The organism is Taibaiella lutea (genome assembly GCF_008629695.1).
GTDB lineage: Bacteria > Bacteroidota > Bacteroidia > Chitinophagales > Chitinophagaceae > Taibaiella > Taibaiella lutea.
Map to the genome: position 1 here is coordinate 102531 of NZ_VWSH01000002.1, position 12454 is coordinate 114984.

Annotated in this window: 12 protein-coding genes and 1 riboswitch; of the genes, 7 read left to right on the forward strand and 5 right to left on the reverse strand. The window is 42.0% G+C overall.

The window, feature by feature from the left end:
• The 5 genes from F0919_RS07790 to F0919_RS07810 all read right to left on the reverse strand — a co-directional run bounded on the left by F0919_RS07790 (position 1) and on the right by F0919_RS07810 (position 4817).
• Positions 1–1026: a DNA cytosine methyltransferase gene (locus tag F0919_RS07790; RefSeq protein ID WP_190277311.1), complete on the reverse strand. Its 1026-nt coding sequence runs from the start codon at positions 1024–1026 to the stop codon at positions 1–3.
• Positions 1026–1268 carry a helix-turn-helix domain-containing protein gene (locus tag F0919_RS18825; RefSeq protein WP_150032195.1) on the reverse strand — a complete coding sequence of 81 codons (243 nt, stop codon included), beginning with the start codon at positions 1266–1268 and terminating at the stop codon, positions 1026–1028. Before F0919_RS18825 ends, F0919_RS07790 begins: the two co-directional genes overlap by 1 nt.
• Before the next feature lie 73 nt (positions 1269–1341).
• A complete protein-coding gene (locus tag F0919_RS07800; RefSeq protein ID WP_150032196.1) occupies positions 1342–1764 on the reverse strand; it encodes a very short patch repair endonuclease in 423 nt (140 codons plus the stop codon).
• 345 nt (positions 1765–2109) lie between these two features.
• The gene (locus tag F0919_RS07805; protein WP_216629395.1) at positions 2110–2856 is read right to left on the reverse strand and encodes a JAB domain-containing protein; all 747 of its coding nucleotides are present in this window, start codon (positions 2854–2856) and stop codon (positions 2110–2112) included.
• A 203-nt stretch (positions 2857–3059) separates the two neighbouring features.
• On the reverse strand, positions 3060–4817 hold the full coding sequence (locus tag F0919_RS07810; RefSeq protein WP_150032197.1) for a T9SS type A sorting domain-containing protein: 1758 nt from the start codon (positions 4815–4817) through the stop codon (positions 3060–3062).
• A 101-nt stretch (positions 4818–4918) separates the two neighbouring features.
• Positions 4919–5102: riboswitch (cobalamin riboswitch) on the reverse strand.
• Positions 5103–5551: 449 nt separating this feature from the next.
• Here F0919_RS07810 and F0919_RS07815 point away from each other — a divergent pair.
• The 7 genes from F0919_RS07815 to F0919_RS07845 all read left to right on the forward strand — a co-directional run bounded on the left by F0919_RS07815 (position 5552) and on the right by F0919_RS07845 (position 12441).
• A complete protein-coding gene (locus F0919_RS07815) occupies positions 5552–6226 on the forward strand; it encodes a response regulator transcription factor (protein WP_150032198.1) in 675 nt (224 codons plus the stop codon).
• Positions 6227–6236: 10 nt separating this feature from the next.
• Positions 6237–7505, forward strand: a complete 1269-nt coding sequence (locus F0919_RS07820; protein WP_150032199.1) for a sensor histidine kinase — start codon at positions 6237–6239, stop codon at positions 7503–7505.
• Between the two features lie 51 nt (positions 7506–7556).
• Positions 7557–8291 (forward strand): phosphatase PAP2 family protein, encoded by a 735-nt coding sequence (locus tag F0919_RS07825; protein WP_150032200.1) that lies wholly within the window; start codon positions 7557–7559, stop codon positions 8289–8291.
• A gap of 24 nt (positions 8292–8315) precedes the next feature.
• Positions 8316–8729 (forward strand): EamA family transporter, encoded by a 414-nt coding sequence (locus F0919_RS07830; protein ID WP_150032201.1) that lies wholly within the window; start codon positions 8316–8318, stop codon positions 8727–8729.
• A gap of 84 nt (positions 8730–8813) precedes the next feature.
• Positions 8814–11264, forward strand: a complete 2451-nt coding sequence (locus F0919_RS07835) for a TonB-dependent receptor domain-containing protein (protein WP_190277312.1) — start codon at positions 8814–8816, stop codon at positions 11262–11264.
• Positions 11265–11303: 39 nt separating this feature from the next.
• Positions 11304–11900, forward strand: a complete 597-nt coding sequence (locus F0919_RS07840; RefSeq protein ID WP_150032203.1) for an HD domain-containing protein — start codon at positions 11304–11306, stop codon at positions 11898–11900.
• A 103-nt stretch (positions 11901–12003) separates the two neighbouring features.
• Entirely contained in the window at positions 12004–12441 is a 438-nt protein-coding gene (locus F0919_RS07845; RefSeq protein WP_150032204.1) for a PepSY-like domain-containing protein, read from the forward strand.
• Positions 12442–12454: the final 13 nt, after the last annotated feature.

The following is a 12454-nucleotide window of genomic DNA, read 5'->3' on the forward strand; positions in this document are numbered from 1 at the left end:
TCAGAGTAGTTGTTTTTTAATTTGTTTTGCAATAGCTGTTACAACGGGAACAGATACACTATTGCCAAATTGTTTATAGGCTTGTACATCAGATACTACAATTGAATATCCTTTACCAATAGAATAACCTTGCAACAATCCTGCCTCTTTTGGCGATAATTTTCTTGGATTCTTACCTTTTTGCTCTATCAATATTTCACTTCCATCTTTGTAATATCTGGCCGAAATCGTACTTGTATATGGACTGTTTTTATTGAAAAGCGAAAAGCCAAAACCGTTTCCCTTTTCCTTATGTTCACTTAATCTTCTTAGATGTCCTGCATGTAACCTATCAGAAATTGTATATTTTTCGTCTACTTTCGATTCTAAGATATCTCCAACTTTAACAGGTTTCACTTTTTCCTCCAAATCCTCCTTATCCATGATTGGCATATTATTTATATCTAATCCAAATGGGAAAGAAAAACTTTCAGGTGAATTTTCTCCTTTAAGCCAGGCTACTATAAAAATTCGCTGACGATTTTGAGGCACTCCAAAGTTTTTGGAACTTAATACTTCATGATTGACTTTATACCCAAGCCCATCTAAAACTTCAAGAATTTTTTTAAACGTTTTACCTTTATCATGGCTTTTCAGACCTTTTACATTTTCCAGTAACAAAACTTTTGGAGGAAAACCTTTATCTATCTTATGCTTTACAATATCAGCAATATTGAAAAACAAAGTTCCTCTTGTGTCATCAAACCCTTTTTTTAATCCTGCGTTAGAAAAAGCCTGACAAGGAAATCCACCACACAATACATCAAAGTCCGGTATTTTATCTACATCTGCATCATTAATATCTGCATTAAAATTTCCCGAAGAAAACAGCTTAGGAGAAATATTCTTAAAATTATGCTCGTAAGTTATTCGTGCAAACTTGTCCCATTCACTTGCAAAAACACATTCTCCTCCTACGCTATGCATTGCTATATGAAATCCACCTATCCCTGCAAAAAGATCAATAAACTTAAATTTTCCTTTCATTATTTCCTTAACCTCCCTTTTGATTTAAAAGATTCATGGTTAAAAAAATCCTGAAATGTTATCTCAAGGCCATAGCAAATGATTTTTTCAAGCGTACGCATGGAAATGTTTCTTTTTCCGTTTTCAACATGATTCATAAATGATCTATCAACCTCTGCTTTATAAGCAACCGCTTCTTGTGTGAGATTTAAAGAGGTCCGTATCTCTTTAATACGTTCACCTATTTTACTCTGAATGTCCATTCTGCAAAAATGGCAAACGTGACTTATAGTACATTGGCCTATAAGTCACGTTTGCCATTTTGTGGGTAAGTATTTACTGTCCTTTTTGAATTTTTACTAAAAGTGCTTTTAAAGAATCTTCAATTGTACTCTTTTTCAATTCACACCCCCAAATTATAATTACTTTCCAACCTTTCTCTGTTAAGGCTGCAATAGCTTTTTCATCATTCAGTATGTTCTTTCCGATCTTATCCAGCCACCATTCGGTACGGGTTTTAGGCACTACGTAATATTTGCAGCCTTCGTGCCCGTGCCAGAAGCAGCCATGAATAAAAATGACGGTTTTATATTTGGCTAACACAATATCAGGCTTACCGGGCAACTTTTTATCGTGCAGGCGATAACGGAATCCTTTGGAGAAAAGGAATTTACGTACCAGCATTTCGGGTTTGGTATCTTTCCCTTTAATGCGGCTCATGTTATAACTACGGGTGGCTTTGTCGTGTACGTCGGTCATTGGTAAATCAGTATCTATACAATACAGATTGCAGATTGTTTTACAAAGGTATCGAATAGTAACCCTTTACGTTTCGCAGCATCCCTTTTGGGAGACGCTGCGGGGACAAAAATCTACTATTTTATACATAAAAACCCGGCAGCCATTTATTTGAAATGACTGCCGTGTTTATTTGAACAGGCCGCAGGCCTGCACCAGCATACGTAAATTTTATTCTTTTGATACGTCTGTAAAAATGGAACTGTCATATATGTTAGAACAGGCCACAGACCTGCACCAGCATAGACGGTCGGTGAGACACTAACCGCCGCGGGCTAGGACATTAAAATACAAAACCTTTCAACCTTACTCCACCTTCAACCTTCCGATAACAGCTTTACTTAAACCTGTTATCCTCATGATAGCTTCTATCTCGTAACCTTCTTTTTTCATCTGTTTGGCAACTTCTTTTTTGCCCTCATTATTTCCCTGTTTCTTACCAATTTCAATAGCCGCTTTTTCGTAGCGTCTTTTAATTTCGTAAGCGGGTACGTATTTAAGGCTCTGCTCCAGTTCTTTCAGCAGGCCGCTGTCCATAAAGCTGTAATAATCTTTCTCGCTGATGATGAGGTGATCCATCAGCGGCACATGCATTATCCGGCCCACTTGTATCAGCTGGTCGGTAACGTCTTTGTCGCGTTCGCTGGGGGTAAGTTCGCCGCTGGGGTGGTTATGTACCAAAATGACTTTAACCGCTCTTTTCTGCAAGGGAATGCTAAACACTTCCATCGGTTCGATGAGGGTCTTGTTGATGGTACCCAGGCTTACGAGTTCGATGTTCAGTATGCGGTAAGCGTTATCGAGACTTACGGTCCACAAGTGTTCGCGGTTGCGGTCTATCCTGCTTTCGCGCACCAGTACACGTTGCATAATGCCGTACAGATCGTCGGCACACAAAACTTTTACTTTCTCCTCTTTTTTTAAACGTATGTTCATGGCACATTCACTATATACGGCATAAATGTAAGGTTTTCCGTTCATTCTTGTTTTAGGTTTTGGTGCGCGGTCGGTAAAAACACTAACAGCGGCAGGTGTCGGTGGGACACTAATCATGGCGGTTATGCATAGGGAATGTTGTTGGTGAAAACACCAACAACGGCGTTGGCTACATACGCAGCGTCCCCTTCGGTAGACTATGCGGGGATAAAGTCACTTCGGGAGATGCTACGACGAAAAAAAGGTCTGAGCAATAAATGCTCAGACCAACGGTGGCGGGTTAATGCCATCCTTTTGTTTATCTCTTGCTGTATCGCAACTTATCTCTTTATAAACTTTTGTGTGTATTTACGGTTAGTTTGAGCGTCGGCAATGGTAATGAGGTAAATACCGGAAGACATATTTGTCAGGTCGATCGTATGCCTCTCTTCTTTTACATCGCTTTTATAGAATACCTGACCCAATGCATTTGTAACAATGCAGTTATATCCTTTCTTGTTTGCAGTTGCAAGATTGCTTCTTATAGTGATAAAGCCGTTAGTCGGATTGGGGTATAGCTGAAATACCTGCTGCGCCGACAGTTCGTCGATTCCTGTTGTACAATTCACTTTCAGTTGTTGGGTCTGGATGGTGGTATTTCCGTGCCCGTCGTCATAATGCCATTGAACAGTGTAATTGCCCGCAACGGTAAAATGTAAGGAATCGGTAGTGCCCATCAGGAGGCCTGCGCAATTATCTGTTGCCGTCGGCGCCGTCAGTGTATAAGGACAGTTTACGTTTAAGGCTTCCAGATTATTGTCGGCAACGGGCGCTATTGTATCATCAATAATTACAGTTTGTGTAGCGGTAGATGAAAGGTAACCGTTGGTAAAGGTCCATGTAATGGTATGGCTGCCCTGATTATGAAGGTTGAGGGAATCGTTTGTGGTGCCTGCTATCGGTAAACTTCCTGCCGTAGCAACAGGAGCGGTAATTGTGGTGTCGCACTGTGCAAAAACAGTTTGTAATGCTGCGGTATCAATGACAGGTGCAATGTAAGTATGCAGTTCCAGTTCGTTGCCAATCCTTCCGGCAACGCTGCCGGTATCTATCTGCGTAAAAGTGGTTCCATCAACAATTTCATACTTCGTGGGCTCGGCATAGTTGCCTGCGGTTGCAACTGCAAAATCTCCGGTATAGGGATCTACGTCAAATGATTTTCCGTAAGCGAATGAAAAGCTGTTGCCGGGTAATGTACTTGTATATATTAACGGAACGGGAACAACAGGACTGGCGATGTTGTAAGCATATACATTCTTGCCGGACAGGAAATACAGCTTATTGACAGCTAACCTGAGCTGTGCCGCATTGCTGATGCCGGTTAAGCTGACAGGGGCGTTCAGCAGATCGTTATTGGATGGCTCAAGCTTAACCAATGCCGAAATGCCTGATACTTTGCCCAGCAACCAGATGCAGTTATTGGCCGCGTCGTATTGCATGCCTGCTATAGAACCGATGCCCGGTAGGATGCTTGCTACCGCCTTGTTTGCGGCAGTATCTATCTTGACAATTTTACTGCCTATGGCAACATACATAAAGCCGTTTGCGGCTGCCATATAGCTTGCATAGGAACTTATCATATTAGCGGTATCGGTAACAGGGGTCATCGTATTATTGACAAGGTCGATTAGCTGAATGATGTTGCCGGTTGCCTGACTTACATAGCCTTTTGTATTGCTTGCTTTGCCAAGACATTGATAACCTGCGCCGCCTGTAAAGGTCTTGATGGTGTCGAAAGAAGGATAGGCTACTATGGATAACTTGTAAGGGGAGGAGGCACCGCCTTTTCCGCATAACACAGCCCTGTTGCCAAAGGTGCCGTAATCCTGCAATACGTCGATACCGAGCGAGCTGTTGGCCGTCTGAAAAAGCCCTGCGCTGAATACATGTGTTGAGCCGCCGGTGCGGGAAGCTTTGAATACATCACCGTTTGGTGATCCGAAATTACCTTCTGCAACCACATAAAGGTCGTAAGGTTTTTGCGCCATGGTAACATGCGCGGCAAGGAGGACTGAGAAGCCCAGTAAAAGTTTTTTCATTTCCTTTTGAGGAATTTAAAAATGATAAAAAAGGACGAAAAATTAAGTGCAGGTATGCAATGGAAAGGCTTAACTGCATTTATGTTTTTTCTCCGAAAACAAAATACTAATGCGTTAAGGCAGGTCTCCTGGCTTGGTCCGGTATATTTCGCCTTCCCATCAAAAGATGACAGTGGCGTGTTGAAATATACTTATAGAACCTTACAGTTGCGGGAACAGCTCCCGATTTAAACGGGATTCCCTTTTAATCCTCCCGAGGGAGGAACCATAAGCGGCGCAAAGATAAGGGGAAATACTTAAGCGCTTCGCAACGTCCCCTACGGGAGACGATGCGGGGGCAGAAACGATATTGTGGTTGGTGAGACACCAACCACGGCGAAATGAGGTAGGTTAGTTAAGCGTTTCGCAGGTCCCCTGCGGGAGACGATGCGGGGATAAATGTTGTTGGTGAAAACACCAACAACGGCGGATAGGTGCTATTACGGTTGCTGAGACCCTGACCACGGCGGGATGAGGCAGGTTAGTTAAGCGTTTCGCAAGGTCCCTGCGGGAGATGATGCAGGGACAGATGTTGTTGGTGAAAGTACTAACAACGGCGGAAAGGTGCTATTACGGTCGCGGAGATACTGACCACGTCGAATGGAAACTACAGCCGAAGCTCTGCACAGTCAAGGTTTTAACTATCTCCAAAAATAATACAGAATTGATCTCTTAATTTGCAGTTTTATTTTGATATGAAAGTTCTGATAATCGAAGATGAAAGGGAACTTGCAGATAGTATTATAACGTATCTGAGTTCCGAACAGTTTATCTGCGAGCCTGCAAAAGATTTTAATGCAGCAATGGAGAAGATTCACTTAAATGACTATTCCTGCATCGTTCTTGACCTGACGTTGCCCAATGGCAGCGGGCTTGATATTTTAAGAGAACTGAAAAAGCAACAAAAAGAAGACGGGGTATTGATTATAAGTGCGAGAAATTCCATTGATGATAAAATTGAAGGGCTCAACCTGGGGGCGGATGATTACCTGGCCAAGCCTTTTCATCTTGCAGAGCTGGGTGCAAGGGTGGCGGCCATTATCAGAAGAAAGTCTTTTGGCGGGCAAAATATAATCGCTATTGATCATCTTACGCTTGACCTGAGTGACAAGACATTAAAGCATGACGGCCAGCCTGTAAGCCTGACCCGAAAGGAGTATGAATTGCTGCTCTATTTTATCAGCAACAAAAACAGGGTGGTTACCAAGGAGTCTATTGTGGAGCATCTCTGGGGAGATGATATTGATATGGCAGACAGTTACGACTTCATATATTCGCATATAAAGAACCTGCGGAAAAAACTGATACAGGCGGGCTGTCCCGACTACATCAAGGCCGTTTACGGTATGGGTTACAAATTCAGTATTTAACCTTGCAATCATGAAGCTATTAAGTAAATACAACCGGATAAATATTATTTTGATGTCGCTGTTGTTTCTCTGCTCTGGAGCTGCTACGTTTATCATGGTCAGGGGCTTGCTCATTCATGAATTGGATGAGGTGCTGGTGGATTACAAAGACCGGATAGAGCGGTATATAGATTTGAAGGGGACACTTCCTGAAAGCGATGCAATAGATGAAACGATTATTCATTATGATATAACAGCGCATAAGGTAAAGGACAAGTTTTCGTTTACGGAGTTGCGCGAGCCGGATGAAGATAAGATGCACACTTTTCGCCAGCTTGTGTTTACGAAGCGAAACGGGGATGTAATTTATAAGTTTACAATTGCAAAGCCGCTGGAGGGCACGAGAATGCTCACGAGGATTATAGCCGCCACAACAGTCGTGCTTTTATTATTTGTTATTTTGAGTTCGGTATTGCTTAACAGGATAGTCCTGAGAAAAATCTGGGCGCCGTTTTATGAAACCATCCATAAACTAAAGGGCATTAAAATAAGCAAGGGAGACAGGCTGACTTTATCTGAGACCAATATTGATGAATTCCGTTTTTTAAACAACACGCTTGAACAGACTATAAATTTTGCAGAGCAGGAATACAGGATTCTTAAAGAGTTCACAGAGAATGCCTCTCATGAAATGCAGACGCCGCTTGCGATTGTAAGATCGAAATTAGATCTGGTTATACAACAGGAGGGGCTTTCTGATACACAGGCGGATGCGATTAAAAGTGCATACTCGGGAATTACGCGTCTGGATAAATTGAACCGTTCTCTTTTATTGCTTGCAAAGATTGAGAACAAGCAATTTCAGGAAACGTCCATGCTGAATCTGAAAACCAAGGTTGATGAAAAGCTGGAGCAGCTTAAGGAGATAATGCAGGAATCTTCTGTAAAAGTAAAGAGCGAGCTTACAGACGCGGTCATTTCCTGTAATGAAATGTTACTGGAAATTCTGCTGAACAACCTTGTCAGCAATGCGGTGCGACATAATGCAAGGGACGGGGAGATCAATATTTCCCTTAAGCCCGGTGTATTCCGGATTTCAAACACCGGAAGCCCGGTGAGCCTGGATAAAGAAAGAATATTCCGTCGTTTTTATAAAGATGAACAGCATTCCACGCAGCATGGGCTGGGGCTGGCTATTATCAAACAGATTGCGGAACAATCGGGTATTCAGGTTTCTTACGATTGGGAAAACCATCAGCATGTTTTTACATTGGAATGGGAAACGCCTTTACTAACGTAGCTACAGAAATTATCCAGAATTGAGCAATAGGTTTGTTGTTTAATACGACCGATGAAGTATCTTCTTTGTTTCCTCTTTTCCTTTACCGCCACTGTTTCTGATGCGCAATCTGCTTTGAACAATACAGATAGCCTTGGCAACGCTGATAAAAGTGCGCTTAAGGTAGATTCGTTATTTAAGCCGCTCATGACGCCGTTTTACCTGAAACAGGTATATGTGCCTGCTGCCCTGATGACAACGGGCATTGTTTCCACAACAATATTTACGGCATCAATAAAATTCAGGATAGCAGAAGAGCGTAACGAGCATTTTTCAAATTTCCATACGAGTATTGATAATTACTTACAGTACGCGCCCATTCCTATTGCTTACGGACTGGATGCTTTTGGCTTTAAATCCAAAAATGATATTCTTAACAGGAGCCTGATACTTTTAAAGGGCGAGGCGCTGATGTTTGTGACGGTAAACATTCTGAAGTACACAACCAATGAACTTAGGCCCGATGCGGCAAATATACATTCGTTCCCTTCAGGTCATACGGCACAGGCATTTGCCGCCGCTACTTTTCTAAGTGAAGAATACAAGGATAAATACCCCTGGATTTCATATATGGCTTACGGAATGGCCGGTACTACAGGACTGCTGAGAATAGCAAATAACAAGCATTTTGTCGGAGATGTATTAATGGGCGCAGGCATGGGTATACTCTCCATGAAATTGTCTTACTGGACGCATCAATACCGGTGGGGAAAAAGGCATCATAAGAGCGGAATTAAATCTTCGTAAATTTAACTGCTAATCTATTGGTCTATGTGGAAATACTATGCATTACTATCCGCTTTATTTGCAGCCCTGACTGCCATACTTGCGAAAATGGGTGTTAAGGGAATCAATGGGAATGTTGCCACGGCCATCCGTACTGTTGTAATACTGTTTGTGGCCTGGGGCCTGGTTATTTTCAGCGGTGAGTTTAAAGAAATCAAGACACTCAGCAGAAGCAATATTGTTTTCCTGGTCTTGTCGGGTATTGCAACGGGCCTGTCATGGATATTTTATTTCAAGGCACTGGAAACAGGCAGCGTATCCAAAGTTGCGCCCATCGATAAACTCAGCGTAGCAATTGCAATGGGTCTCGCTTTTCTTATATTGAAAGAGCCTTTAGAGCTTAAAACCATTATAGGCGGAGTATTAATTATAGCCGGCTCGATTGTCATAATTCTTTAACCAATCATTTAATTCCACACTTCATCTCTCCAAAAAATATTCAGAATGTGGCAATAGGTTTGCAGCTTAATTATGTCAAACCAGATGAAACCGCTGTCTATTGTAGCTCTGCTTCTTTTTGCCACCTTTATTTGCAATGCCCAGTTTCGTATTTCAGGGAAAGTGCTTGATTTAAACACAGGAAAGCCCGTTGATTACGCTACTATTTCTATTTCAGAACAAGTTACAAACAAAATTATAGACGGTACTACTACTGATTCTTCGGGATTGTTTACAATAACCGGTCTTCCGAAAGGCGTTTTCAAAATAGCTGCGTCTTTTCTGGGATACAATACCACTCAACTGGACAGTGTTTTTTTGCCGGACGGCAACAAGACTAATATTACGCTGCCTGTAATTTATTTAAAAAGCAATAGCCGCGAATTGACGGAAGTCACCATTACCGGAGCCGCACCTGTAGTGGAAAACAGGATTGATAAAATTGTTTACAATACTGCCAATGACGTAACTGCGCAGGGCGGTGTGGCGCTTGATGTGCTGAAGAAAGTGCCTCAGGTGTCGGTAGATGCAGATGGAAATGTTGAGCTGCAGGGAAGCTCGGGTATAAGGTTTCTCATAAACGGCAAACCTTCAAGCATTTTTGGTAACAGCCTCGCTGATGCCTTGTCGTCCATACCTGCAAGCCAGATTAAGAGCATTGAAGCCATTACAAGCCCGGGCGCAAAGTATGATGCGCAGGGTACGGGAGGTATAATCAATATCATACTCAAGGATAATAAAGCAAAAGGGGTAAATGGCAATGTCAACCTGTCTGCCGGAACGAGAACGGAAAATGCATCCGTAAACCTGAATATGCGTTCGGGCAATTTTGGTATGAATGCCTTTTTCAGTGGTAATGCCACACTGAAGTCCAAATCACCGGGATTGCAGGATCGTAAATCCTATAATCCTTCCGACGGGACAACCACAAGATTGATTCAGGATAATTACAATGACATAAAGAGAAATGGTTATCAATCCGGTTTTGGCTTCGACTGGAATGTATCAAAAGCCGACATCGTAACGGGATCATTTGAATACAGCAATTTCAGCAATAACCGCAGCGGTCTGACGCAGCAACAGGAAACTGTAACAGATAACCTGAGTAATACGGTGTCAGATGTGCAAAGCCTGCGCAATTCCGGCAGCAGCATGTCCAGCCATTCTCTGGACTGGAGCCTTGATTACAAACATAAGTTCAGGAGGGAAGGGGAAGAGATTGATTTTAATTACAATTCCAGTTTCGGGCGGCCTGTTCTCCAATATAGCCAGGACCAGACAATGGAAGGCGCTTTAAACCCGTTTACAGGTACTTCGAGTTATAATACCGGTACCGATAACCAGACGAATATATCAGCAGATTATGTTCGTCCGATTGGTAAAAAAGCAACATTTGAAGCAGGTGTAAAAAGCAATTTCCAGCATATCAACAGCCTTTCAAATGTCAGCGTGCTGTCACCCTCCAATGGTGAATATGTTGATGATTACCTTCAGTCGTACGGGCTGGATTATAAAATGAATGTTTATGCCGGGTATGTTGCCGCATCCTTTTCGATGTTTGACTTTATGGATATAAAAGCAGGTATGCGGATAGAACATACGGATGTCATGCTTGACTACAACAACACACATATACCTTCTTACAACACTTACTTCCCGTCTGTTTTATTGTCGCATAATATTAATGATAAGCAATCTGTAAAGTTCGCATACGCACACCGCATAGAGCGTCCTGAATATGATGAATTAAATCCCTTCCTTAACCTGAGTGACCCTTACAACATTACAACGGGTAATCCGTTGCTTAAGCCCGAGATTGGCGATAATATGGAACTGGGTTACAGCCGTTCCTTTGATAATGGCGCTAACTTTTATCTTGCTTTGTCGGAAAGGATAAACAGCAATGACATAAAGCCTTACACTGCATTTTATCCTGACTTTGAAGTGGGCGACTCCGTATATCAGAATGTTTCTATTACAAACAAAAGAAACATTGGCACAGAATATAATTCAGGACTCATTCTGAGCGGCAGCACGCCTGTTGTGAAGGGCCTGAACTTACGCGGAAACCTGATGCTTTTTCACCGGCATATAGTCAATACGCTTGATGAAAGCATCACCAATTCACTAAGCCTGCGTCTGAACATGAATGTAAGCTATGAGATAACGGATGGCTTTATAGCTGAAGCATTCGGAAATTATCGTTCTCCTTTCAACAGCGTTCAGGGCAAAAGTCCTCAGATGCTCACTTACACATTCGCTGTACGGAAACAGTTATGGCATAAAAACGCCAGTTTAGGCATTACGGCTACAAACATATTCAGTAACTATATCAACCAAGTCACAACTGTTACAACTGATACTTATGACTCTTACAGCCTCAGGCAGATTCCCATGCGTTCTGTCGGCCTGACATTCACTTATAAGTTCGGCAAGCTGGAATTTAATAAGGATAAACATAAAGACGGATACCCCGATATGCCTTCTGACAACTAAAAATATTTTACATTTTAAATAGATCGGTTCTTAAGAAAGATGGATAACGAGCAAGTAAGGGTGTTGTTAGCGGATGTAGAACAGACGGTTTCTATAATGTTTGAACAATATGCACCTGACTATCTGATATATCATAACATAGATCATACCCGTGGTGTGGTAGCGCATGCAAAAGAAATTGCAGCTAATTATGATCTGAGTTTGGAGGAATTTTTCACATTAGTAGCTGCTGCATGGTTTCATGATACGGGACAAATATTCTCGGCCCCGCAACGACATGAAGAAGAAAGCATAAAGATTGCCAATCTTTATTTTTCCGGACAAAAATCTATTCCTGTTAATCTGATAACGGCAATTGATCATTGCATCCTTGCAACCAGGATGCCTCAGCGCCCTCATACGCTTATAGAAGAAATACTTTGTGATGCAGACTTGTATCATCTCGGAACAGCATCATTCTTTGCTGTTGACAAAGCTGTAAAGGAAGAAGCTATGCTGCGTGGCTTAGACGTAAGTAACTGGGAACAGGGCACATTGAAGTTAATGCAGTCGCATCATTTCCACACTGCTTACTGCCAGGATAAGCTAAATGCGGGTAAGCAAAACAACCTTTTAATGTTACTGAAGCGGCAGTAATAATTATTGTTTTTATTAACAATAAACTGCTTTATAATCCAAAGAATATTCAGAATCAGGGAGCAGCTTTGCCTTATTATTTCACGCTACAAAAATAAAAGAAATGAAAAAGATTATCGGAATGCTTGGCATCACCCTAAGCCTGACATTGGTTATCCATGCCCAGGAAAAGAAACATGCTCAGGTAAAACCTACGCAAGAAGCAAAGGCCGGATTTGAAAGTAAATTTCCCGGCGCTACAAATGTAAAATGGGAGAAAGAGGACGACATGCTTGAAGTGAATTTTAAACAAGGTGGCAAGGAAATGTCTGCACTGTTTGAAACTAACGGTACCTTAACAGAAACGGAAACAGAGATTGCCGTTACAGCTTTACCGGCAAGTGCTTCAGCTTATATGAAGCAACATTATGCAGGCAAAAAAGTTAAAGAAGCAGCAAAGATTGTAAAAGCGGACGGCAGCGTGAACTACGAAGCTGAGGTTGAGAAGAAGGATGTTTTATTTGATGCAGATGGCAAATTCATTAAAGAAGCTAAGGATTAATATAACCATGCCA

Coding starts and splice junctions, on each gene's coding strand:
- F0919_RS07790 (WP_190277311.1), bottom strand. CDS start 1,026: ATGAAAGGAAAATTTAAGTTTATTGATCTTTTTGCAGGGATAGGTGGA.
- F0919_RS18825 (WP_150032195.1), bottom strand. CDS start 1,268: ATGGACATTCAGAGTAAAATAGGTGAACGTATTAAAGAGATACGGACC.
- F0919_RS07800 (WP_150032196.1), bottom strand. CDS start 1,764: ATGACCGACGTACACGACAAAGCCACCCGTAGTTATAACATGAGCCGC.
- F0919_RS07805 (WP_216629395.1), bottom strand. CDS start 2,856: ATGATTAGTGTCCCACCGACACCTGCCGCTGTTAGTGTTTTTACCGAC.
- F0919_RS07810 (WP_150032197.1), bottom strand. CDS start 4,817: ATGAAAAAACTTTTACTGGGCTTCTCAGTCCTCCTTGCCGCGCATGTT.
- F0919_RS07815 (WP_150032198.1), top strand. CDS start 5,552: ATGAAAGTTCTGATAATCGAAGATGAAAGGGAACTTGCAGATAGTATT.
- F0919_RS07820 (WP_150032199.1), top strand. CDS start 6,237: ATGAAGCTATTAAGTAAATACAACCGGATAAATATTATTTTGATGTCG.
- F0919_RS07825 (WP_150032200.1), top strand. CDS start 7,557: ATGAAGTATCTTCTTTGTTTCCTCTTTTCCTTTACCGCCACTGTTTCT.
- F0919_RS07830 (WP_150032201.1), top strand. CDS start 8,316: ATGTGGAAATACTATGCATTACTATCCGCTTTATTTGCAGCCCTGACT.
- F0919_RS07835 (WP_190277312.1), top strand. CDS start 8,814: ATGAAACCGCTGTCTATTGTAGCTCTGCTTCTTTTTGCCACCTTTATT.
- F0919_RS07840 (WP_150032203.1), top strand. CDS start 11,304: ATGGATAACGAGCAAGTAAGGGTGTTGTTAGCGGATGTAGAACAGACG.
- F0919_RS07845 (WP_150032204.1), top strand. CDS start 12,004: ATGAAAAAGATTATCGGAATGCTTGGCATCACCCTAAGCCTGACATTG.